Here is a 24,764-nt window from a genome sequence, read left to right on the forward strand (position 1 = left end):
GAAGAAAAATGGCAAAAGACACACAGAACCGTTTCGTTTCCCCCAAGGCATGGGAGCGTATCGAGCAATGGTCACGCCGGAAGCCCGTTTTCGCCCTTATGGGTGAATTCAGCGCCGGGAAATCCACCCTGATGAACTTTCTGCTGCGCACCCATACGCTGCCAACGCAGGTTACAGCAACGCAATTGCCACCCGTCTGGTTCAGCTGGGGCAATCAGTCAGCCTATGTGAAGCGCCATGATGGCAGCAAAGAACCAATCGATTTGGACCAACTTGAAACTGTTGGTGTGAATGATGCGCAGTTCATTCGCATCTTTCTGGAAGCCGATATTCTGGAAGCGGTCGATCTGATCGATACACCGGGTATATCCGATCCGAAAATTTCGACCGATGTCTGGCAACGCGCAGTTGGTCAGGCCAATGGCGTTCTATGGTGCACCCATGCGACGCAAGCATGGCGCGAAACTGAGCGTGCAACCTGGGTCTCTTTGCCGGAACGGCTGCAACACAACTCTTTGCTGCTGGTTACCCGCGCAGATGCGCTGGGTCAGAAAGACCGGCAAAAGGTGCTGCGTCGCGTGAACCGCGAAGCCGGTCATCTGTTTAATCGCTCAATCTTGTTTTCGGCCCGTGATGCGATTGAGGCCCGTGACAAGACCGGTGATGCCGAGATGTGGTCGCGCAGCGGTGGCGGCAAGATGATCGACAGCTTCCTGGAGATCACTGAAAACATCATGGATAACCGAGCAGATCAACTTGCGCGGTATCAGATCGACAAAGGCCTTTCAGACGGGCCTAAGGTTCAGCCGTTGCGGCCTTCAAGAAACACCGAGGCCCCCGCTGCGACCCGTCCAGATGCCGAGACACCGGCACCTCTGAAACTGGTGAATCCCGTGGACGAACCGGACGGCGACGCCTCTGTAGTCACCAGCTTCCCGGTCCGTCCAGCGCGTGTTGAAAGACGTGCTGATGAGGACGAGCGCCCCCGTATCGACTCTGCCGAAGCAGATCGCTTACGGGCCGAGATGACACCTGAATCTGAGGAACGCCCCCAGGATGCAGAGACAAAAGAGGACGAACTGCGCGCGTATTTCCGAGATACCGCCAAAGATCCAATGGAATTTGATGCGGTTTCGGATCAGACATCTGAGATCGACGAATACGACCTTCTGGATGATGAAGACACTGATGATGAAGTCGAAAACATCCTTATCGTCTCTGATGCTGAGGTTGGATCGTCAGATCCAACAGACGAACTTGATTCTGACGATGTGCTAACATCGCTGAGCACTTCGCTTCATGAGACTCAAGACACGTCTGAAGAAATTGAAGTTGAACAACCTCTGGAAGCCGAAGGTCACGTAAGCGAGGCAACGACCTCTTCCATTGCAGCGTTGATGGCTGAGCAGCACGAGGCAACGTCAGATGAGTATGAACCCGAGCCCGAAACGAACGGGTTGGTCGAACTGTCTTCTGCCACTACCCCTCAAGAAACCGCCGAGCCGCAAGTTGTTGAGCTGGACGCGCTTTCAGAAGATCATCCTGGCACATCGCTGAGCGCTTTGGCGATGTGGACTGAAGTCACCAAAAACGAAGTTCTGCCCGATGACCCGCGCGAGTTGATGAGAGTGTTCCATGCATTCCTCAAGGAATTCGATCAGATATCTTCCGAGCATAGTGAAAAACAGACCAACGAAGCGTTGCGTTCAATCCCTAAATCCAACGAAAACAGCGGGATGGAATGGCATGTCTTGTAATCGAAACCAAATCCGGATAACCGGCTATTAGCAAAGCAAAACAGTTAGTTACATGTCGATACATGATGCGTTGAACGCTGCTATTGAAACAATACCCGACTGCCTTGCAGCCGGGTATATCGACATGGAAACGGGGATGTTGCTGGGAACCGGCATCAAAGAGTCAGACGACGCGATTGATCTGGATGAACTGGCCATTGCGGTGGCCAACCTGTTCCAGGGGCGCGGCGTTTCCGCCTTTGAAGCGTTATTGCGCGAAACGGATGCAGATTCTGACGCTGATGGGTTCGGCGAGATCGCGGTGTTTTCGAACGACCGAATGAACATCTTTCTGCGCACGCGTGAATTTCCCGATCACGTGGTTTGCTATGTCTGCCGCAACAGCGCGAATGTGGGTCTTGCCCTCACAAAGTCACACCTCAGCCTTACGTCGATCACGGCTGCGGTCTGAACCAGAGCAATGAGGGTCACGGTATGATGGATACAGACATACTCGAGATGCTTGATGAAATCGGGCGCAAGTCTGTCGCTCGGTTGTCTCCGGTTGTAGTGATTGCAGGCGACACGCCCGAACTGCGTCGGACCGAGGTTCTGCGTGTGATTCGCAATACGATATTGCCTCGCCGACTGGAATTCACCGCAGCCAATGGGGATTGTCTGGCGCTTGAAGTGAACAGCTCACGCGTGACGGATGTGTTCCGCGTTGTATCCGGTGCCGTCCCGGATTTCGAAACTGCCCCGCGTGAGGAATTGATCGACAATCTGGCACAGCTTGTCTCTGATATCGCCCTTGCCCCTGCCCCGCTGGAATTGCTGTCTCTGAAACCCGACAACGTGCTCGAAGCGGATGACGTGGGTGTCACCCTGCGTGAGATCAGAACCGCATGTGCCGCAATTGAACTGACCGCTGAACCCACAATTTCGGTTGTGCCGGAACCACAAGAGCCTGCGCCGGAAACACCTGAAATCGCGCCAAGAACCGATGCCAATGTTTCGCTGGCACAAGCTTTCTTTGACGGTGCAGATCGCTTTGCACAGGGGCGCGTTCTGGCCGCCGCACAGGATGGGACACTGGCACAGGCCGCTGAGGAGTGCGCGCCAGATGCCAAACTGCATCCCAATCAGGATTTGCTGACTCGCTTTGCGGCTGATCTGGCTGGCTGGGACAAAGATACAAAGACAGGGTTGGGCTTGCCCCAACTGATCGTAATGCGCCCTTCTGGTGGAAAGGGCGCAGGACTGGCCGTTGTAAATGACGGCCAAAGCATCGCCTTCGCTGTACACGAGGCGCGCAAACTGGGGGCCGTGGTCAACTTGTGGACCACGTTGCAGGAGGCAGAAGAATGACTGCCTTCTATGTTGTTAAACCACCGAATTGTTTGAGTAGAGAGTTGTTAGGATACCCAGTATGAGTGAGACCAATCGTCGTGAGTTAATCCGCATAGCCGAGGACATGAATGAGACGAGTAATGACGAAACCCGTCAGTTCATCTCGCGTATTGTCGGCGATCTTTCAAATCTGAAACCCTCCATTGCCTTTGTCGGGCAGATCAAGGCCGGCAAATCCCGCCTTATCAATGGCTTCACCGGTCAGGCAGAATACCTGCCATCCGATGTGAACCCGTGGACAACGGTGATCACCGACATGCATTTCGGGCATCCTTCGGGGCGGACCGAAGGGGCAGAGTTTCATTTCTTCGACAACCACCAATGGCAGTCGCTGATCGCCGAAGGTGAAGAGTTGCGCAATATGTTCCCCGATGACGAGGACAGCTATAAGCGCGAGATGATCGAAGAGCAGGTCGAGGCGATGAAAACGCGCGCGCAGCGGCGTCTGGGCGACAGCTATAAACAATTGCTGGGACAGCATCACGATCTGGAACAGCTGAATTCGGACGATCTGGCCCGCTACGTCTGTGCCGGCGACGACCCAACCGAAGATGGCCCGTTGGACCCCGGCAGCGACCGGGGGCTTTACAGCGACATCACCCGCAAGGCTGAGGTCTATTTTGACATCGGCCATTTCCCGTTCCCATTGACGGTGACAGACACGCCGGGTGTTAACGACCCTCTGTTGATCCGCGAAGAAATCTCGCGCCAGTACCTGAAAGAATCCGATTTCTTTGTGGTGGTTCTGTCAGCGCATCAGGCGCTTTCTCGTGCTGACCTGAAACTGTTCCGCCTGATGCAAGCGCTTGAGCTTGGGCAGATCGTTGTTTTCATCAACCGCGTGGATGAACTCAGCGATGGCGCTGAGGACGCGACAAAAGTGCGCGCCGATGTTCTGGATGGGTTGGAAAAGGCCCTGGGCAACTCAAATATTGACGTGCTGATGGGCAGCGCGCAATGGGCCCATTATGCGCTGACGGGCGATGAAACAGGTGTAAATCACGACCATGTTTTGTCCTGGCTGCGGGCGCATCCGGAACAAATGCGACAGTATTTGGACGGTGTGAAAGAAATCAAGCAGGGCCCCGGCCCGATCAGCCGCGAGGCGGTGCTGCGTTTTGCCGCCATGATCGCCTCAGGCTTGCCTGACCTGCGCCGTCATGTGACGCAGGCCCTGATCGAAGGGCCGCATGACGAACAATTGCGCATGGCTTGGCAGCACCTGAACAGCTTTGCCCAGGCTGAACTGGAACGGTCGCAGGCTGATCTGCGAGTCCTCGAGGCTGATGCAGAAGAAACAGCTGTCAGCGTCGAGAAAAACGACAAGACGCTTGAGGATCTGCGTGCGCTGATTGCCGAGAAGAAACAGACTATTACCCATGAAATGGACGAGGTTTTGTCCAATCTACGCGGGGTGATGGATGACACCGTTTCCGAGGCCGTCTCGGCTGTTGTGCGCGGTCCTGAAGGAAAGTCTCCCTTGCTGGCCAAGGGGGATACCGAACTAAACTTCACGCCTCTGCGGGATCGCATGCGGGAACTGGTTCAAGGCGCCTCGCAAGTGGTGCGGCAACGGGTTCTGAGCGAGCTTTACACAATCGACATGCAAAGCAACGCAGCGTTGCGGGCCCTACCCGGCTGGCAGGAACCGGTGGATAATCGCATGAACACCAGTGCCGTGCGCTGGTTCCGCCCGGACACCACGGCGCTAACCCGTGGCATCACGGTCGAACTGCGTGTAAACTGGTTGTCGAGGCTGATCTCGCGCAACAGCGTTGTCTCGCGCGCGGAACGGATGATCACGCAGGAATTCGAGCTGATGGGTGACGATCTGATCGACACTGCGCGTGACGATCTGCTGGAACGGCTGAACACCGTGTTGGATCATTATCTGGCTTTGCTGGCAGGCCATCTGCAGCATCGCGCAGGTACAGATGATACCAACGCAAAGGCGATAGCACAGGACGCGCTCGACCGTGCACGCCGTATCAGTGATGATCTTGGGGCTATCTTTGGCACCGGACATCAGGAAGACAGACTGGCAGAGGCTGCTGAATGATTGAATTTCCAGGGACCGAGCAGGAAGTGCGTCAACTCGAACGCTTCCTGACCGCGACAGAGAAGATGGAGGCGGACGCCGCGCTAGAGGATCTGCGCGCGCGCGCATTGGCCCATGCCGAACGTCTTTCGAACGCGGTGAACATCGGTTTCGCAGGGGAATTTGGCGCGGGCAAATCTAGCCTTGCCAATATGCTGGCTGGTGCAGACATCCTGCCCACTGGCCCACAACATCTAAAATTGCCTTTGGTGATAGTTGCTTATGCCGAAACGCCCGAAACCACAGTGGGCTGGTGGAACAAAGAGCCCAAGACCTACTCGGGTATCGCACTGGAAAAAGCAGCCGCTGATGAGCCCGATTTCATCTCGGTTGGATTGAACACCCCAGCGCTCAAAGAAATCTCGCTGTTCGATCTGCCCGGATCGGGGGCGCTAGACGATACATATAAGCAGACCCTGGACCTGCTCAAATTCGTGGATTGTGCGATCTGGTGCACCAACGGCACAAACGCCTGGCGCGAAACAGAACGCCATTTGTGGGCGCAGGTACCCGCTGAGCTGCGCCAGAATAGCCTGCTTGCGGTGACCCATGCAGATTTGCCGCCTGTTGAAGAGGCAATCGACCGCGTTCTGGCACGTTTGAAAAAAGAAAAAGACGGGATGTTCCGTGCTGTTGTCCCGATTGGCACACCCGTGGCTGTTCGCGCGATGGCGCAAGAGCCCGAGCCGGACTTTGCTCTGTGGGAAACCTGTGGTGGCCAAACGCTAGCTGAACACGTGCTGAAAGTTGCGTCAAGCCGCCGTCAAAGTGATCTGGACGCCGCGCGAAAGGATATCGAACAAGAGTTTCTGCCTTTCCTTGAAGCTCTGAAAGGGTCTGAACCGAAAGCATCCGGAACAGAAAACGCGGATATGCAATCGACTTTGGGCGCGGTTCTACCCCCGTTGAACAATCCCATCCTCGAAGACTGGCTTGCCGCAATCGCGAGTATCTATGAGGATCTGCGAGAAAACGCGGATATGGAACCAGCGACGTTCCTGCAAAGCTGCCAGGAAATTGTCGAGGATTTTGCCGAGCGTCTGGAACAGGGCGGCGAAATCGACCCCGAGGCCGACTGGATTCCGGCTGAATTCGAGAAAGCCACAGACCTTCTGTTGTTGCTGCAATTCGAAAGCGGCGACGCACCGCTGAAAGATGCTATCAGCATCCTGGCTCAGTTGAGCGACAACCTGGCCTGGGCAGGTAGCACTGTAGTCACGGCGCAGACAAAAACCGGCACCTAAACGACTCCCGCGAAGATTGAGCTGCATCGCAGCGATTCGTTGTCGCCCAAATCCGATTCTTAACAGTTTCGGAATCGTCGACCAGAACGCTCCAATCCGGGTAAGAAGCTTTGGATTGACGATCTTAAAAATCAATATGTTGATCTCTGATATCCTAGTAATCAATATGTTGATAAACGTCCGAAACGATCCATAGTGAAGCCATCGGGCGGCCCCAATAAAGTCTAATTTGAAACGTCTAACCGTTCTCAAGTGACCTGCGGTTGTTTTGGGTTGTCAGTTTCGGGCGCTTTGCCCGGTTGTTTTACCGCAAAAATGTGTAGAACGGGCGGATTGAAATGAGCCACAACCAGGCAGTCGGTGCATCGCACGACGAACCACATATCGAAGGATTGGAACCCGGCGCAAAGCTGTTGCGCGGACAGTACGAAATCCTTCGCTTTCTCAGCAATGGTGGGTTTGGCATTACCTACCTTGCGCGGGATAGCCTTGAACGGGATGTGGTGATCAAGGAGTGCTTCCCGGGCGCCTTGTGCCGCCGCAACGGTGACCTGGTTGAGCCAAACGATCCCGCACTCAAAGAAGACCTGCGCGCTATTATTGACCTGTTCATTCAGGAAGCCCGCAACCATGCCCGCCTTGTGCACCCCAACATTGTCGATGTGCATCAGGTCTTCGAGGACAACGATACAGCCTACATCGCAATGGATCTTATCCGTGGATGCGACCTGCTGGACTATGTAGAAAATCCCGACACCGAAAGCGGCCCTGACTTCATCGTTCAGGTGACCGAAAAGATGCTGTCGGCGGTATCATTCATTCACCAAAGCGGCATGCTGCACCGGGATATTTCGCCCGACAATATCCTGATCGACGAAAACGGTGATCCGGTCCTGATCGACTTTGGCGCCGCCCGCGAACAAGCGGCAAACAAATCCGCAGCCCTGTTGACCCTGCGGGTGATCAAAGACGGGTATTCACCGCATGAATTCTACGTGCGCGGGGCCGAGCAAGACCCAAGCAGTGACCTCTACGTTCTGGCTGCCACGCTCTACCACGCGATCAGCGGGGAACGCCCGGTCGACGGTCAATCTCGGCTGAGCGCATTCAACAATGGTCAGGACGACCCCTATGAACCACTGACCGGTCGCTTCGAAGGTTATCCCGAAGGCTTTTTGGAAGCGATCGACAAGGCGATGGAAGTCCACGCAACGGATCGCTTGCAAACCGCCCTGGATTGGTTGCGGATGTTCCGTGGCCCAGGTGTTATGTTTGACACATTTGCCTATCGCCCAGTTTCAGTGATCGTGGGCATGGATCGCAAGGACAAAGAAGAAGAGAAAGAGCGGATCAAAGCAGAGACCGAGAACGCCGAAGCCGTTGTGACCGCGCTGCTGGCTGGCAACTCTGACATCGCACTTGGCAATGAAGACAAAAAAGAAGACGAACTGGCCAAGTTTACTACAAAGGAAGACGCTCCGGTCGCCGTGGATACCGTTGTGCAAAGCGGGTCGGGCAGCAACGGCAAACTGCTTGCAGGTGTAGCAGTTGTGGCCCTGGCGATTGCCGCGGGTGGTTACTTCGTAATGTCCGGTGGCGACAAAGCGGCCGAAACGACGGCAACAGCCTCGGTGGCAGAGCCCGAGACGCAAGCGGAAGAGACCGCCGTTGTTGCACCGGAAACCACCGCTGAGCCATCAGTGGAAGAGACTTCAGAGGCGCCTGTCGAGCAGGCAACCTCCGTTCCTGCGGGACCGGCTGCCACAGAAGCAGCCGCCGCAGAACCGAATACCGACGTGGCAGAAGAGGTTACAGTCACTGCTGACGCGACTGACACCGAGGTGGCGACCGTTGAACCTGAAGCTTCGGCCGAAGTTTCAGCCTCGGCAGAGCCGACGATTCCTGGTGTGCTTGCTGAGGATCAGGTTGCCTTCGCGCATTGGGATGTTGACATCCCGTTCTCGGTTTCGCGCCGTCGTGCGGTTACCGGAGACACGTTTGCTGTAACCGCCGTAAATCCGGGTCAGGACATGTCGGTTATTGGTGACTGGATCCAGCGTGGCGCAACGATGTTCACACTGAACGGTGACCAAATCCGCTCTGACGCATCTTTTGCGGGCCAGGTTCTGGACGGCTTCAATGTTGATCCCGACGGATACATCCGCGTCGCAGCACGGTATCGCCTGCGGGGTGAAACCCGTGTCCAGAATGGCTTGATGGCTCTGCCCGCAATCCGTGCCCTCGGGCTGCAGAATGGGTATGAATTCACTGTGCGTAGCGATGGAGCGGACGGATGGCAAACCGTTGTATCCAACGTGCCCTCAGATTCGGCGGGCGATCTACGCGACGGAGATGTGTTGCTGAGCGAAGCCCAGACCGAAGCAAATCTGAATACCGCAGAAAGCTTGGATGAAACGCTTGCTACGCTTGTGTCCGAAAACAAACCCATAGCGCGCTTCACTGTGTTGCGCGGCGGGGTTGAAACAGCTGCAACGATGCAGCTTGAACAGGAGTGATCAGACCGGTTCCCAAGTGATCTGCCAGTGTTGTGTTTGCTGAGGATGGCATTTGAGAAAGTCCATTCTGACGGGGGCCGGACCGTCGCAGAGAGTTACAAGTTCCAGTGGTTTTCCAAAATGATAAGTGCCGATGTGCCCACCGCGCAGAGGTAAGTTGTGGTCCCAAGGCGCATAAGTTGTGTGCCGTTCAAATGAAGGTGTCGACGCCATGTTCAAATACAAAAGCCCTCTGAGCCGGCTTCTAGAAGGCGCGGGCAAAACAGAAGAAAAAGACGCTGCCGAAAGCGTTGCACCTGCCGAGGAGACTGCGGAACCCATCGCCGATTTCAACGCACTGCGCCAAGCTTTGGCTGGCGGCAACGCGACATCCGAAACCTACGAGGAATCGGATGAATTGATGCCGGAAGAAAAGATGCCGGACTTCGCCGAAGAGGCTGCAGTTGGAACGCCTGAAGACGTGGTCGAAGAACCTGTCGAGCAACCGCTTCAAGAAGACCATCATAGTGGCACGCAGAACGACGAGGTGTCCCCAGAAGCCCCTGCCGAAGGCGATCCGGTTGTAACAATACGCCTTGGCACCGAGGACAGTGTGGGCGTGGTCGATGAGACGCCCGAAGCACCCACCGCAGAGGTCGAAGAACCGGCTCCAGCAGCGCCAATCGAAGACACGGCGCCAGCAGAAGAGGTTGCAGGGTCTGCACAGACACCCGCTGCTGCGCCTGCCACGGATCGCCGAGCGCGTGTGAAAACAACCTTCCTGGGTTTCGAGCGCGCAGATACCCATGTTCAGGACATGATGGAATCTGCCGATCCCGTCACCAAGACGGAAACCGCGCAGGAAACCTTCCCGGTTGGCTGGTTGGTCGTCACTGCCGGACCTGGTCGCGGGGCCAGCATAACTCTGACCGAAGGCCTGATGCAAATCGGCCGGAACGACGATCAGGCGATCCAGTTAGATTTCGGCGACACTGGCATCTCTCGCGAAAACCACGCGGTGATCGCCTATGACCCGGAGGATCGCAAATGCTATCTGGGTCACGGTGGCAAGGCGAACCTGGTGCGTTTGAACGGCAAACCCGTGCTTAGCACCATCGCCCTGACCAACGGTGATCTGATCCGTATCAGCGAAACCTCGATCCGCTTCATGTCCTTCTGTGATGACGGCTTTGACTGGCGGGATTCGTAACTGATGTTGGCGACTCCGGCATATGACATTGCCCTGATCCTGAATCAGGGTCAGCGCGACTCGCAGGAAGATGCCGTCGCCGCGCGGACCTTCGATGCAGTCGATGCGGGCTATATTGCAGTCGCCGATGGCATGGGCGGTCACGAGGCGGGTGAGGTTGCCTCGGAGCTGGTGATCAATGCCTGGCGCGATGCGCTGGATGATGAGCTGGATGTCGAAACGCTGTCAGAACGCTCACTTGTTGATGCGCTGCCGCTTGCTGCGATGCAGGCCAATGCATCCATTGCCAGCCACAACGAAGAACAGGGCTTGGGCTTTAACATGGGCTCAACGCTACTGGGTGTGCTTTTGCTGGGCCATCGCGTCTACTGGATTTCGATCGGTGACAGCCCGTTCTATCTGTTCCGGGACGGCGCGCTATCACAGATGAACGAAGATCATTCGATGGCACCTGCGATTGACGCACAAGTTGCGCAGGGGACCCTGACCGAAGAACAGGCCCGTGCGCATCCGGATCGAAATCAGCTGACATCGGTTGTTATGGGCGGTGCAATCCCAAAGGTCGATTGCCCCGAAGAGCCGCTGAACCTATCCGCGGCTGACATCGTTGTCCTCGGCAGCGATGGGTTGCAGACCCTTTCAGACAGCGAAATCCAGGATGTGCTGGCTGAACACCAGAACGCATTGGCGCAGGAGATCGCCGATGCCTTGCTGCAGGCCGTTTTGGCCAAGGCAAAACCCGATCAGGACAACCTGACAATCGCGGTCGCGAAACCAAACAAATCATAACAGGCAAAGCAACCAGATCATGAGAAAGCACCTTATAATATCAAGCCTTGCACTTGCCGCTGCCACCGGCGCGGCCTGGGCGCAAGAAGCGTGTTCAACCTATGAAATCCAGCGCGGCGACAGCCTGCGTGAGTTGTCTATTCAGGTCTATTCAACCGAGGATTTCCGCGTCATCTATGATGCCAACCGTGATGTAATCGGATCCAACCCCAACATCATCCGTGTTGGTGATGTGCTGACAATGCCCTGCCTTGAAGATATCGGCCGCACCTCAGTCCTTGTGGACACCGAAGAAGGGCGTCTGGCGACTGAAATGGCGGCTGAGCTTGTAAAAGCGGCGGAGGAACGTGCCGCAAAAGCGATTGCAGAAGCCGAGGCACGGGTGGCCGCCGCTGAAGCCGAAGCCCAAAAAGCCAGTGAAGATGCAGTGATTGCCGCAAAGGCTGCGGCCAAAGATGAGATCGAAGCGGCGCGCGCCGAAGGTGCGGCGTTGATCCGTCAGGCACAAACCGGTGAACGGCCCGAGATCCGCGACCGGCAGCTTCTGCTGATCACGGGCGGTGGTTTCATGCCCTTCACTGATGAATCGCTGCCGAACCGCGGGCTGTACACCCACCTGGTAGAAACCGCGATGCTGCGCGCCGCACCTGAACAGGGTTACAAAATCCAGTTCGTGAACGACTGGTCCTCTCATCTGGACCTTTTGATGCCGACGCTGGCGTTTGATGGCACGTTCCCATGGTCGCGCCCAAATTGCGAACAGGCAGAAGCCTTGTCTGAAAGCGATCGGAACCGGTGCGAAACCTACAACTTCTCGAACCCGTTTTATGAAGTTGTGGATTCATTCTTCGCACGCGAAGGCTCGGGCTATGAACAAACACTGAGCTATGCGGATTTCGCCGGGACAACGATTTGCCGCCCCGAAGGCTGGTCGCTATCGCATATGGATGCCGTCAGCCTATACGAGCCGGTTGTCACCCTGTTGCGCCCGGTCGACCCCGATGATTGCTTTCACGCCGTGATCGAAGGCCGCGCCGATATCGTTGCCATCGAGGCCCATCTCGCGGTCGAGGCGATCTCGCGTCTAGGCTACCAGCACCGCATTATCGAGAACCCCAACCTAGCGGCGGTAAAGTCGCTTAACGTCATGACCCATAAAGATAACCCTGATGGGGAAGCGATCCTTGAGACGCTAAATCAGGGACTGGCAATCATGCAGCAATCCGGAGAGTGGCGCGATATCGTGTCGACCGCTCTGCGACATCAAATGGAAAATGGATAAGGCCCAGCACGGCCTAAGAAACCTACAAGTCTGGAGGAAGTGGACATGTTTGAACTCAATATTAAGAAAGTGGTGATGTCGGCCACTGCCGTCACTGCACTAAGCGCTGGTGCAGCAGCCGCGCAGCAGGCCTGTACGAACTATACCGTTTCGGATGGCGACACGATGGCGACCATCGCGATCGCGGCATATGGCACGTCAAACTACCAGCCAATCTTCAACGCGAACCGCAACATCATCAGCAACCCAAACGATCTTGAGCCCGGCATTGTTCTGGCCCTGCCTTGTGAAGATGGTAGCCTGCCGAACGGCCAGTCCGCGCAGGACATCATCGCAGCAGAAGAACAGCGTGCTGCAAGCGTAAAACGCTCGAATGTCTATGCCCCACCGATCAAGATGGTCGCGGGTAACGGCTGGGAGCCGTTCACCACTGAAAACCTGAGCGGCGGCGGCATCATGACCCGTCTGGCCACCACCAGCCTGCAGCGTGCAGGGAACAGCCGTGAATATTCGGTCAGCTTCGTAGATGATTGGTCCTCGCACCTGGACACACTGTTGCCTCTTGGCGCGTTTGACATTTCTATTGCCTGGACCGTACCCGACTGTACCAACCGCACCTATGAATGGTCGGCGGCCACCGAGGCCCGCTGCACGCAGTTTGTCGCATCGGTTCCGGTATATGACATCGTTGGCGGTTTCTTCACCCTGCCTGATAGCGAATATGCAAGTGCGACGGATTTCAAAGATCTAGAGGGCGCAACGCTCTGCCGTATGGCGGGCTGGAGCATGGTCGTTCTGGAAGAAGTTGGTCTGAACAGCGACAACTTGACTTTGGTCCATCCCAATTCGGCGCGTGAGTGTCTGGATGCGGTCTTGACCGGTTCCGCAGATGTGGCCGCGTTTGAGGTCGACCTGTTCGCATCTACCATGAACGACATGGGTCTTGGCTCGAATGACATTGTCGAAAACCCGTTCGTTTCGACACTGTCGTCTATGGCCTTCCTGGCGCATCGCAGCAACCCGTTTGCCCGTGAATACATCGCGATGATGAACAAAGGTCTGAACGAAATGCGTCAGTCCGGCGAATGGTATGCGATTATTTCGGATTCTCTGCGCGAGCAGAACGAGAAGCTGAATTCAGCTTCGAACTAACCCTCGGTTCATCCGAACAAACTGGGCCGATCCTTTGATCGGCCCTTTTTTATTGAGGGATCAGTTGATCCAATCGACCGGATAGCCCTTCGGGAGGCAACAGCCGGGCAATCTTGCGCAACAACCGCTTGCCACCCAACCGCAGCCACTGATTTTGCCGAAGTCCCCAATAGGCAGCAGTTTTCGCCCCCAAGGCGGCCAGTTCCTGTCGTGATACGCGAAACGCCTGATGGCCTGATATCTCATACGGATGCAGATAGATATGTGGGGCCAACCCGTTGGATTTAGCCTGTTCAATCAGATCCCTGGCCACATTATCTGGTGCGAGTTTCAGGTAAGTTCCGCCCAGACGTATCTGCGGCCCCCTTCCCCTGTATTGCGAGGAAAACAGCGGCAACACATGCAGCGTTGACAGTCGCATCTTATCCGCAAAGTCCCGACATTGATCCGGGGACCCAAAGAAAGACGAACTGTCATAGTCGAAATACTGTTGGATTAACTGGTATTGCTCGGGCGTTTCGCGATTCACATGAAACTTCGGTGCGCGAAAACCTTTAACAGGAGTATTCGCCACCGTTTGTAATTGATCTTTCGCACGCGCCAGCATGGCGTCGACGGTTTGCACCGACTGCCGGTTCATACTGTCATGATAGTGATAGTGGCAGGCGATTTCATGCCCCTGCCCTGCAATATGTGCAATCAGGTCCGGGGCGCGCTCCGCGATCACGCCTGTACAGAAGAAGGTAGCCTTGCTTCCGTCGAGGCCACCGTTTTCCTGTAAAAAGCCATCAATCAGTTCATAGCTCTGCCACAGGGCCTCTGCGCGCAATGGACCGGTTTCCCAGATACCAAGATCGCGCTTCAGGTCGTGGGCGAAATCCTCGAAATCAATGCTCAGATACACGTGGTCACGCCACTGCTTTGCTAGGGCTTTCCTCTTTCAACGCCTCACGCAGCACAACGAAATCCCCGATGACCAGCGCATCTACACCCGAGGCCGCGAAGGTCGCGCAGGCATTGAGTGGCGAATAGACAATCGGTTCCTGAATGTTGAACGAAGTGTTCAGCAGAACCGGCACCCCGGTCTTTTCACCGAACTTCGTCAGCAAAGCGTGGTAGATCGGGTTGGCCGTTGGCGAAACCGAATGCACGCGCGCTGTCTGATCCGTATGGGTGATGGCCGGGATGTCTTTTGCCCGGTCATCGCGCACGCGGGCCACGATGTTCATGTAAGGGCTGGTTTGGTCGATCTCAAAAAAGTCCGCGGCAGCCTCTTCCGCGACGCTGGGTGCGAAGGGGCGGAAATGCTCACGCTTTTTGATCTTGGCGTTGATATCATCACGGATACTGTCCTGCCGAGGATCCGCCAAAAACGACCGCGTGCCCAAAGCTCGTGGCCCAAACTCGGCCCGCCCCTGGAACCAGGCGATGATCTTGCCATCGGCAAGCAGTTTCGAGACCTGTTCGATCAACTCATCCTGCGGCAGCGCGGTTTGAGGCTGCGCGCAATAGTCGTTAAGCGCCATGGTAATCGACGCTTCATCCCATTCGGCACCCAGATAGGGATTGCGGACTGACGCCATGTCGACCTGATCATGCGGGATACAAGCCAGTGCCGCGCCAACGGCACAACCCGCATCATGCGGTGCGGGTGGGATGATGATCTCGTCAAACGTCCCTTTCGAAATCAATGTGCCATTTGCCGTCACGTTCAGCGCACAGCCGCCGGAGATAACCAGTTTGCGCAGGTCGGGATTGGCTTTGCGGACCGGCTCTAGCACGTGGTGCAGCGCGTCTTCAAATGCTGCCTGAACCGAAGCGGCCAGATCGATATGACGCTCATTTGGCACAGTTCCGGGCTCGCGCGCCTTGCCGAACAGTTCTTCCAAACGGGGGTGGAACACACCGCGCAGCGCCGAGTGATAGTCGCACAGCGTTGTGTTCACCCGGTAGCCGCCGTTGTCTTCCAACAGCAGGATCTCTTTCAAGATCGCGTCTCGATAGATGGGTTTGCCATAGGGGGCCAGCCCCATCATCTTGTATTCGCCTTCCAGCATCTTAAAGCCCAGAAAGCCGGTGAAAGCGGAATAGAAGTGACCAAGAGAATTTGGCCAGCGGTGATCGGCGATCTGCTCACGCTTGCCATGGCGCATCGTAGTGACAATGGTCGAGCTTTCTTCGCCACCGCCGTCATAAGACAACGATACAAAGCTGTCCCAATCACGCATCGCTTCGGCGTACAACTGATGGGTCAGGTGGTGATTAATGTAATGCAATTTGAAATCGCAAGGCCCGTGTTCCGAGGTCAGAATCTTGCGGATTTTGAACAGGTCCATCCAGCCGCTGTCCTGCGGCGTTTCTCCGCCACTGCCTGACGAGAACAACGCGCCGATTCGCGTTGTCACGCCTTTGGCCGCCGATGGGCTTTGCAAAATCTTGCGCACCGTGCCCATTCCGCGCCCGGCCATGCGCCAGGGCTGCCAATACACGGCGACCTCGTCGATATCTGCGAATTTCAAACCGCCGATCCGAAGCACTTCCGAGATTGCATGATGGGGAAAAGCACCGTCGTTCTTGACCCGAGTCAGACGCTCTTCTTCAACTGCGGCAACCAGTTTTCCGTCTACAAACAACGCCGCTGCGCTGTTGTTCATCGTTGCCAAACCCAAAATTACTGACATAACCTAAAACACCCTTGGCCAAATAAACTGCCGTCAACGCGCACACCGTAACGGCCTTCGTATTCGCTGTGCAAGGATGTAGATCACACAAGCGCCACAGAAATTACGCAAGTCTACGGAAACTGGCTGAACGGTCTGAAAATCAACGTATTTGTCTGAGGTATTGTGCAATCCGCTGCAGATGTCTCTTTGCGCTGACTGGTTTTGAACTGCGAACAATCCCCTGGTTTTGTCGAATCCGTTTACGATTTCCACCCTCACAGGATCAAACACCACGCCCTCGGAAAAGAGTGTTTACAACACCCCTGTTCGGTCTGTTAGGTTGCAGCCGTTGAGTTTGGCATTTGGTTTGGTTTTCGATTTTCAGGTTTGCGTATGTTCCAATCTCGCCAATGTTTCAGCCCGTTCGATTTTGCGGGATCATGGCAAGAGCGCAGCAAGAACAAACTGTTATGACGGGGATAGCCCGAATACTGCCTGTAAAGGCGGCGCATCCTGATGAATGAGATACCGACCCGATTTACGAGGTGCAAGGGATGAAGATTCTGTCGTTCAAATCTGGCCATGACGGCACCGTGGCGGGAATCGATTGTACGAACAAAAGCCTGTTGTTCTCGTATGAGGCCGAAAAGAACAGCTTTCCCCGATACACGCCGGTGACCCCGGATACGTTCATTGATGCGGGGCTGTGGTTCAAGGATCTGCCAGAGATTTTGGCTCTCAGTGGCTGGTCCAGCAGCGGAATGGATCATGTCACCACCTCTGGTGCGGGGTACTTCGGCATCGGCCAGGGCTCGGAAAGCGTGGGCAAACGTACCTTCTTTGGTAAAACGGTCGACTACTACTCATCCACGCATGAACGGGCTCATATCTGGTGCAGCTATGCGCTGTCACCCTTTGCACAGGGTGAGCCCTGCTACGTGCTTTTGTGGGAAGGCGCCTTAGGCGATTTCTATGAAATCGACCGCAATCTGAACATTCATCATCGGGGCCAAGTGATGACCGCACCAGGCAGCCGGTTCGCGTTCCTCTATGCTCTCGCCGATCCCGAGTTTCCGATTTCGGGCGGTGAGATGCGCCCGTCGGACCCAGGTCGCCTGATGGCCGCTTGCGCCTTTGGCGCGGCTGGTCCGGTGGACGAAGATGAACAGGCGTTGATCGATCAGATCCTGTCAGTCGACCTAACCACGCACCCGTTGCGCAAAAGCTCATTCGTAAACTCGCCGTTTTTCAATATCGGTACTGACAGTCAGAGGCTCAAGAATCTGGCAACCAAACTTTCAGACGCCATATTCTCGCGTTTTCATCAGTTCGCGGAAGTAAACCTGCAAGAGGGTTTGCCGCTGTTGATCGCCGGCGGCTGCGGCCTGAATGGGAACTGGAATGCACAATGGGAGAACAGCGGCCTGTTCCGAGAAGTGTTTGTACCGCCTACTACAGGGGATTCGGGCTGTGCAATTGGTACGGCGGTCGATGCAATGCGGCACTATACGGGGCAAGCCAAACTGGATTGGTCGGTCTATTCTGGTCAGTCTTTCTCTGACGACAAGGTTGAGTTGGAAGGGCTGAAGGCCTCGGAACTGAACCTCAAGACCGTCGCGCAAGCACTTTACGACGGAAAAATCATTGGATGGACGCGCGGCAATTGCGAAATCGGCCCGCGCGCGCTGGGCAATCGGTCGATACTCGCAGCTCCGTTCAAAGCAGAGACGCGCGCCAGGTTGAACCGGATCAAGGGACGCGCAGAAAACAGCCCTGTTGCCCCGTCTTGCCTGGAAGAAGACGCCGCGCTGCATTTCGCGATGAAAGGCCCCTCGCCCTATATGCTTAGCTTTCATCAGGTGACTGACCCGAATTTGGCAGCCGTAACCCATGTGGATGGTTCGGCCCGCGTACAAACCGTACGGCGCGACCAGAATGCGTTTTTCTATGACTTGCTGGCTGAGTTCAAATCGATCTCGGGCACCGGAGTTCTGTGCAATACTTCACTGAACTTCCGAAACTCCGGGTTTATCAACACCTCCAGCGATCTGGCGCATTATGCGCGGCAGGTCGGGCTGGATGGTTTTGTAGCAGGAAACACGTTTTACGAGATTATCGGCGGTTGAAGGTATCTATGTTCGGGCACCCGGACAAACAGTTCAATTCCGAGTATTGTGATGAAGAGTAATGAGTCTGTGTTCAGCACGTATCAAGGGAGGCCGGCAATGAGAACGGCCGATACTATTCACATAGAAAAACCCGATCTCATGTGGTGCGCAGTGATAGTGCTGCTGGCGGTGGTTTTGTTCTTTGCCGCAACTCCGTGGGGTATCGGGGTCCGTCCGGATTCGGCCTCATACCTTGGGTTTCCATTCTATTTTCAGGGGCATTCGCCAGGATACATCTGGGCAATCGATATCGTTGAAAGCCTTGGAATGGGCCCACTGACAGCGGCCACCGTGGTCAACCTGTCTTTCCTATGCCTGAACGCCTTGATGACGTTTGCACTGGCGCGCGGGCTGGGAACATCCCGTCTGATCGCCGGTTTTGCGGCGCTTTTGATCGTAACGTCTCCTTTGGTGTTTGAACTACATGTGACCGTCCTGTCCGAAGGGATGTTCATCTTTCTGATGCTGCTGACACTGGCACTGCTGAGCGTCTATGTTGGCACGGGTGCTGTGCGGTTTCTAATACTGGCCGGGCTTGTGTCGGTTCTGGTGTTCCTGACCCGTTTCAATGGCGCGCCTATTTGGGTCGTGGGGGTTTTGACACCCCTTTTTCTGGGACCACAGGGTATAAAAACCCGCTTGCTGCATGCCGGAGCCTTTCTGGCCGCGGTGATCGCCCCGCTGATGCTGTGGTCATACGTCGAAGCCGCAGCCGGTGGATCGGGACTTGGGCGAGAGTTTGCGTTTCTGGGCAACGCAACATGGGCCATTCTGATACAGGGCGCAAACTCGATCTGGGTGTCGTTCTTCCCGAATGTGGTGCCCGATATCCTGAAGATCGCTGTCAGCCTGGTTCTGATCGGTCTGCTGATCTGGATTGTCTGGCACGAAACCATGACCCGTGTGGTCAGGCGCGCGCCGGATGCGGATGACCGGTTTGCCACGTTCCCGCTGTTGGCGACTGTCTATATATTTGGTCATTTCGCGCTGCTGCTGTTGTCGATCCTGATCGAGCCAAATCTACCTTTGAAACCCTCGTATTTTGCGCCGGTCTATGTGCTGCTGATTATCATGGGATCCCACTACTGCGCACACTTTGTGGCGGGCGACGGCTTGCAGCGCTGGACCGGGCTGGCCCTGTTAGGGCTCGGCGCGTTGGTTCTGATCTCAAATATAGCCAGAACCGGAAATCTGATTACCGAGTTTCGGGAAGAGGGCATCTTTTTCGCAGGTCCAAAATGGTATCAATCGCCGCTGGCGGCTGAGATTAGCAAACTGGACCCCGAAACATTTGTGTATTCCAATGCCCCAGACGTGGTTCATCTGGTCACAGGGTACAAAACCACCTGGTTACCAATGAAATTCAACCGACGCACGGGGTTCGAAATCCCCGAGCGGCCCTATGCCAAAACGCTAGGTGAAATGCGGGAAGGTTTGGCAAATGGAACGGCCGTTGTTGCCTATTTCGATGATGTGACATGGCGGTTCTACCTGCCCACTCAGAACGAGTTGACGCAAGAACTGAACCTGACAGAGGTCATCCGTACAACAGATGGAACTCTTTTGAACACGTTGGGCAATTAACGACGTGCCGACCGGCCTGCCCTGCGGTTACACTTCCTCAACTTAACTAAGCTGAGGGGCGCGTCATGCTTATGACGAAAGCCGAACATGAAGTTGGCACCGGCGAAGCGCTCTGGCTGCAAGAGCTTGAGATTGCGGTGATCCTGCCCTGCTATAACGAGGCAGTTGCCATTGGCGAAACCATCGCGCAGTTTCGGGCAGCGCTGCCCGGCGCGACCATCTATGTTTTTGACAATAACTCTACCGACAACACCTCGCAGGTCGCGGGCGAGGCGGGTGCCGTGGTTCGCACCGAAAATCTGCAAGGCAAAGGCAATGTCGTCCGCCGGATGTTCGCGGATGTCGAGGCTGATGTTTATGTGATGGCGGATGGGGATGCGACCTATGACAGCGCCGCCGCGCCCCAGCTTGTTCAGCTGCTTGTGTCGCAGAACCTGGATATGGTGAACGGCGCACGTGTGAACAAAGAGACCGAGGCCTATCGGCGGGGACACAAGTTCGGCAACGCGCTGTTTACTGGCTTGGTCAAGTTCTTCTTCAGCGACAAGATCAACGATTTGCTGTCGGGCTATCGCGTGTTCAGCCGTCGCTTTGTGAAAAGCTTCCCCGCCCTATCGAACGGATTTGAGATCGAAACGGAACTGACGGTCCATGCCATGCAGATGCGCATGCCCATCGGCGAAGTTCAAACGAGCTATTTCTCGCGCCTGCCGGAATCAACCTCGAAGCTTTCGACTTTCAAGGATGGCTGGCGCATTCTCAAGATGATCAGTCTGTTGATCAAAGAAGAAAAACCTATGGTCTTCTTCATGTCGCTGGCTCTGATCTTCTTTCTTCCATCGTTGTCAGTGTTCCTATCGGTCTTGAACGAGTTCCTGCAAACCGGGATCGTCAGCAGGTTCCCATCTCTGATTGTGGCGGTTGCAGGGTTTGTGGCTGCTATGTTGTCGGTTGTCTGCGCCTTGATCCTGGATTCCTTGGCGCGCGGACGGCGCGAGATTCGGCGCCTGTCCTATCTGCAGTTCCCGGGTGTCACTCAGACAAACGCACCCAAAGAGTGACTTTGGGTGCAGTGCAGGTTCAGCCCAGAAGCTGGTTATAGATCTTGCACACCCCGTCAATGTGAATGGCCATCCCGAAATTCTCTCTGGCATAGCGCTGACCGGCGTCGATGATCCGCTCCTTAAACGCTGTGTCACTGTGCATCTGTTTAACAGGTTCGACAAACGCCTCGGCGTCGAAGGGATCAACAAGAAACCCGTTCTCGCCCTCCACAATCGCCTCGACGTTGCCGCCGTGCCGCGTGGCCACCACAGGGGTGCCTAGATACATGGTTTCAATCAATGTGCGTCCAAAGGGTTCATCCAATGCGGTGACCAGATTGGCGTCCATCGCGGCCATGTAACCGTCGATCGGCTGGCGGAAGCCCATGAAGTGAATCTGGCTATCCATCCAAGCCTCGGATGCCAGGTCTTTACAGGTTTTCTCCAGTTCACCGCCCCGCTCGCCGACGCTGCCAAACAGCAGGCCGTGCACCGGCACATCGGGCATGGCCTTTTGAATTGCAGCGACCGCTTTGACAAAATGATCAGGGCGTTTGCGCGGAACGTAATTTCCGAAATACCCCAGCAATAGCGCCTCGGACGGGAGGTTCAGTTCGGCCAACACGTCCTGCCGTGCTTGCGCGGGATCGGGCGGGTTGGGATTAAAATCGAACGGGCTGCGGATCACGGTGAACTTCTTATCCACCGACCGTACCGGCTTGCTGGGTTTCGAAAAATGAGAAACGCTGATGATATGGTCCGACAGGACCGGGGCCAGCTTGTTGATCCCAAAAGCGGTCGGGTCCTGCCGGTGATGCCAGATATGCTTACGACCGGACAGTTTCGTCGGCAGCGCCCAGTTTGAATGCATCCGACCTTCGTTCGTATGGACGATATCCGGTTTGATCCGCTTCAGAACCGAGATGAACCCCGGGACGCTGGACATCAAATACTTCACGGGCCCGCAATCCCCGTCATATTTGATCTGCCCGGGTGACATTAGAGCAGGCTGTTTAAGCACCTCATAGTCCAGCCCCAGTGATTTGGCGTACTCCCCCGCCAGACCATCCTGATAGTGCACAATAACATAAGGTTCGTATTTTGATCGGTCCAAGCCTGCGGCCAGCTTCATGGCCGAGACATGGCTGCCACCGATGACGGTGTCCCCTTCAAAAGGAAACAAGATTCGTTTGGTCATTTGTCTTCTCGTTAATCTTAGATCACTGGTAAATGCGGGGTCTTCGAACGTGGTTTCTTAATGTGTTGGCGATCCCCTACTGCCGCGCCAGATGTGACCGGATGGCAAAGATGCATCCCGTCGTCCAGACGATGTTGAAAACCACATGGGAGAGGGCGACACCCTCGATCCCCAAGACATAAAGCAACGGTATGAACGACAGCGCAAATATGCCGGTCGCCACCATTGTTGTCCGCACCAATGCCCGATCCAGCCCCATGCTCAGCATGGTTGGATTTAATGACAACCCGCCCAGATAGATCACCGCCGCAAACATCAGAATTGTCATAACCGGAGCAGCGCCCGCAAATTCGGCCCCGAACAGCAAGACCGCGAGATCAGACATTTTCCACGCCAGCGGGATCGAAATCACCAGCGACACGCTCAACATCACCAGCGAGACATAGCGCACAAGTTTCCAAAACTTGGTGAACTCCTCAGCAGACCATAGCCGCGTCATCTCAGGGTACAGGACCTGTCGGATCGGGCCGCCGATACGCACGATATTCGTCATGATACGTTTGCCGACTTGATAGAAACCAACCGAGGTAACATCCAGCAGCGCCCCCACGACAAGCACGTCAAGCCGTTGGGTTGATTGCCGCAGCACCACGTTGAAGTTCGAATTCCACAAAAACCGCAGGAACCGGGGGTTCTGCTTTAGCGCAGTTCTGAGGCTCAACCGCATAAAGCTCTGTACCCCCCGCCGTTTCAGTTCGCGCAGCGCAAGGCAGAAGGCAACAAGGCCAGTCAAAACTTGATGCATCAGCATCAGTGCCAGAAACGCCCAAAGTCCCAGATCCAGCAGGAACACAATGATCGTACCCACAAGGCGCAAACCGGCGACCACCATGTCTGACACCGCCAGCAGATCAAACCGGTCATGAACGCGCAACACTGCAATACCGGTCGGCCGCAGCGACAGGAACAATCCCAAGGCTACAAGAACGATATAGGTTGAACCGGCGTCTTCGGGCAGGCCGATCAGCGGGGCGAGAAACGGTGCAAGCAAGATGGCGATTGCGCCTGCCAGAAGGCCTCCCAGAATATCTATGACAACCGACAGTTTGATCAGATGCGCAAAGCGGTTTGTATCCTCCTCGGTCAGCGCGTCGCTGCCGTACTTGATCACGGCCTGCCACGGTTCCAGCCGACACAGCCGGTCAAGAACCTGCACATAAGCATCAACCAAAGCCAAAATCCCCACTGCAGCAGGGCCGACCGCACGCGCGGTGATGATCAGAGTCAGCAGCCCAAACACCGCGATGAGTATCTGGGACAAGAACAACCAGGACATGTTCTTTGCAAGCCGCCCGATCAGGGATTTGGCGTCAAAACGGATCATGGTCTTGATGGATGTTCCTTCCGGGTGTTGCCCCGGGCACCTGAACTTAACATGGTGCAAAACAACCTTGGCACTCGTCTCAGGTCAAATACCTTTCATCACTCATTAAATTTCAAATTTTGGCGATTCCAAACTGTTACTTGTTCTATCATTTTGTTTTTTGGACTTGTATCCTTTTACAAAAGCGAAGTTTGATAACGAAATCCAGTCCTGTTTTTGGAATCCTGTTTTCCACAAAGAGAGCTTACAATAGGGGCCGGTGAATGCAGAGGGGAAAAGTCGTGAAGACTTGCCTTTTTGGTGCGAACGCGTTTGGTTGCGATTTGAATTTGGGTATTGATTAACACCATATGGAACAAGCAAAAGTTCTCATACACATTGGGTACCACAAGACCGCGACATCTGCATTGCAAAAGCAGTTGTTTTCGGCAGCTGATGGGCCATTTACCACCCCGCCGGGTGAGCCAAAATATGTCTTGTCGAATAGATTCGTATTACCGCAACCTTTAACATTTGATCCTGACGCGGTTCGTGAACAATACGCTGATTTTCTGGATACTGCCCACGGATCAGGAAAAGTCGCCGTGTTCTCGCACGAACGATTTTCTGGCTATCCGGCGACCGGCGGATTCGACAGCCCGATGATCGCTGAACGCCTGAAGAAGACATTCCCGGATGCGCATGTGCTGATCGTCTTCCGCGAACAACTCTCCAGCATCCTGTCGATGTACAGCCAGTACATCACCGATGGCGGGCATAAATCGTTCAAACGATACATCGCTCAGGTCGAACCAATGATGCGCCGCGTGCCCATGTTCAGCCCGGAATTCTATCACTACCATCGCCTGTTCAAATACTATCAAACGCTGTTCGGAGAAGACCGTGTGCATGGGCTGACATATGAACAGTTCGTCCGGGATTCAGACGCGTTTGTTGCGCAGCTTTGCGGCGGATTGGGTGTTGAAGCCCCAAAACAGCAGTTCGACCGTACCAACACCAAACGATCGCAAAGCTTTCAGGTGCTTCAGCGGGTGGTTAATCGGACGCTTAGCCGAAACCAGCTCAGCGCCGGAGCATTCGTTCCTTTGCCGAACGCATCCCGTAGATTCGGCAAGCTCAGTGGCCCACTCAGCCGGATTTTCCCAACCGCTCTGGATACTATGATCGAACGGCGCACGGCCAAATATGCTGCTGAACAGTTTGATGGGGCCTTCGCCGAGTCCAACGCTGCTTTGCAAGAACTGACAGGGCTGGGCCTTGGCCAATACGGGTATCAGATGCCCGATCGCCAGTAGACCTAACCCTATC

General features: G+C 55.3%; 18 protein-coding genes. 14 read left to right on the forward strand and 4 right to left on the reverse strand.

Going from position 1 to position 24,764, the window contains the following annotated elements; genetic code table 11:
- The first annotated feature begins 8 nt into the window (after positions 1-8).
- The 10 genes from ACR0DH_RS06965 (at position 9) to ACR0DH_RS07010 (ending at position 13,416) form a co-directional block, all read left to right on the forward strand.
- Positions 9-1,757 (forward strand): dynamin family protein, encoded by a 1,749-nt coding sequence (locus ACR0DH_RS06965; protein ID WP_480547954.1) that lies wholly within the window; start codon positions 9-11, stop codon positions 1,755-1,757.
- A 52-nt stretch (positions 1,758-1,809) separates the two neighbouring features.
- A complete protein-coding gene (locus tag ACR0DH_RS06970) occupies positions 1,810-2,208 on the forward strand; it encodes an NUDIX hydrolase (protein WP_480547955.1) in 399 nt (132 codons plus the stop codon).
- Positions 2,209-2,231: 23 nt separating this feature from the next.
- Positions 2,232-3,104, forward strand: coding sequence for a hypothetical protein (locus tag ACR0DH_RS06975; protein ID WP_480547956.1), 873 nt, complete (start codon positions 2,232-2,234; stop codon positions 3,102-3,104).
- Positions 3,105-3,165: 61 nt separating this feature from the next.
- A complete protein-coding gene (locus ACR0DH_RS06980) occupies positions 3,166-5,205 on the forward strand; it encodes a dynamin family protein (protein ID WP_480547957.1) in 2,040 nt (679 codons plus the stop codon).
- Positions 5,202-6,488 (forward strand): dynamin family protein, encoded by a 1,287-nt coding sequence (locus tag ACR0DH_RS06985; RefSeq protein ID WP_480547958.1) that lies wholly within the window; start codon positions 5,202-5,204, stop codon positions 6,486-6,488. The genes ACR0DH_RS06980 and ACR0DH_RS06985 overlap by 4 nt, the downstream gene beginning before the upstream one ends.
- A gap of 338 nt (positions 6,489-6,826) precedes the next feature.
- Positions 6,827-9,004: a serine/threonine-protein kinase gene (locus ACR0DH_RS06990; RefSeq protein ID WP_480547959.1), complete on the forward strand. Its 2,178-nt coding sequence runs from the start codon at positions 6,827-6,829 to the stop codon at positions 9,002-9,004.
- Between the two features lie 211 nt (positions 9,005-9,215).
- Positions 9,216-10,193 (forward strand): FHA domain-containing protein, encoded by a 978-nt coding sequence (locus tag ACR0DH_RS06995; RefSeq protein WP_480547960.1) that lies wholly within the window; start codon positions 9,216-9,218, stop codon positions 10,191-10,193.
- 3 nt (positions 10,194-10,196) lie between these two features.
- Positions 10,197-10,982 (forward strand): PP2C family protein-serine/threonine phosphatase, encoded by a 786-nt coding sequence (locus ACR0DH_RS07000; RefSeq protein ID WP_480547961.1) that lies wholly within the window; start codon positions 10,197-10,199, stop codon positions 10,980-10,982.
- A gap of 19 nt (positions 10,983-11,001) precedes the next feature.
- Positions 11,002-12,264, forward strand: coding sequence for a substrate-binding periplasmic protein (locus ACR0DH_RS07005; RefSeq protein ID WP_480547962.1), 1,263 nt, complete (start codon positions 11,002-11,004; stop codon positions 12,262-12,264).
- 45 nt (positions 12,265-12,309) lie between these two features.
- Positions 12,310-13,416: a peptidoglycan-binding protein LysM gene (locus ACR0DH_RS07010; RefSeq protein ID WP_480544071.1), complete on the forward strand. Its 1,107-nt coding sequence runs from the start codon at positions 12,310-12,312 to the stop codon at positions 13,414-13,416.
- Between the two features lie 49 nt (positions 13,417-13,465).
- On the opposite strand, the gene ACR0DH_RS07015 is transcribed toward ACR0DH_RS07010, so the two are convergent.
- Positions 13,466-14,320 (reverse strand): polysaccharide deacetylase family protein, encoded by an 855-nt coding sequence (locus ACR0DH_RS07015; protein WP_480547963.1) that lies wholly within the window; start codon positions 14,318-14,320, stop codon positions 13,466-13,468.
- 4 nt (positions 14,321-14,324) lie between these two features.
- Positions 14,325-16,097, reverse strand: a complete 1,773-nt coding sequence (locus ACR0DH_RS07020) for a carbamoyltransferase family protein (protein ID WP_480547964.1) — start codon at positions 16,095-16,097, stop codon at positions 14,325-14,327.
- 536 nt (positions 16,098-16,633) lie between these two features.
- Between ACR0DH_RS07020 and ACR0DH_RS07025 the strand changes: the two genes are divergently transcribed.
- The 3 genes from ACR0DH_RS07025 (at position 16,634) to ACR0DH_RS07035 (ending at position 20,892) form a co-directional block, all read left to right on the forward strand.
- Positions 16,634-18,205: a carbamoyltransferase C-terminal domain-containing protein gene (locus ACR0DH_RS07025; RefSeq protein WP_480547965.1), complete on the forward strand. Its 1,572-nt coding sequence runs from the start codon at positions 16,634-16,636 to the stop codon at positions 18,203-18,205.
- 99 nt (positions 18,206-18,304) lie between these two features.
- Positions 18,305-19,831, forward strand: coding sequence for a hypothetical protein (locus ACR0DH_RS07030; protein ID WP_480547966.1), 1,527 nt, complete (start codon positions 18,305-18,307; stop codon positions 19,829-19,831).
- A 65-nt stretch (positions 19,832-19,896) separates the two neighbouring features.
- Positions 19,897-20,892 (forward strand): glycosyltransferase family 2 protein, encoded by a 996-nt coding sequence (locus ACR0DH_RS07035; protein WP_480547967.1) that lies wholly within the window; start codon positions 19,897-19,899, stop codon positions 20,890-20,892.
- Positions 20,893-20,911: 19 nt separating this feature from the next.
- Here the strand turns inward: ACR0DH_RS07035 and ACR0DH_RS07040 are convergent, their stop codons facing one another.
- On the reverse strand, positions 20,912-22,072 hold the full coding sequence (locus ACR0DH_RS07040) for a glycosyltransferase family 4 protein (RefSeq protein ID WP_480547968.1): 1,161 nt from the start codon (positions 22,070-22,072) through the stop codon (positions 20,912-20,914).
- A gap of 76 nt (positions 22,073-22,148) precedes the next feature.
- Positions 22,149-23,456 (reverse strand): lipopolysaccharide biosynthesis protein, encoded by a 1,308-nt coding sequence (locus ACR0DH_RS07045; RefSeq protein WP_480547969.1) that lies wholly within the window; start codon positions 23,454-23,456, stop codon positions 22,149-22,151.
- A gap of 584 nt (positions 23,457-24,040) precedes the next feature.
- On the opposite strand from ACR0DH_RS07045, the gene ACR0DH_RS07050 reads away from it, so the two are divergent.
- The gene (locus tag ACR0DH_RS07050) at positions 24,041-24,751 is read left to right on the forward strand and encodes a sulfotransferase (RefSeq protein WP_480547970.1); all 711 of its coding nucleotides are present in this window, start codon (positions 24,041-24,043) and stop codon (positions 24,749-24,751) included.
- The last annotated feature ends 13 nt before the right edge of the window (positions 24,752-24,764 follow it).

The organism is Ruegeria sp. I1, assembly GCF_056532675.1.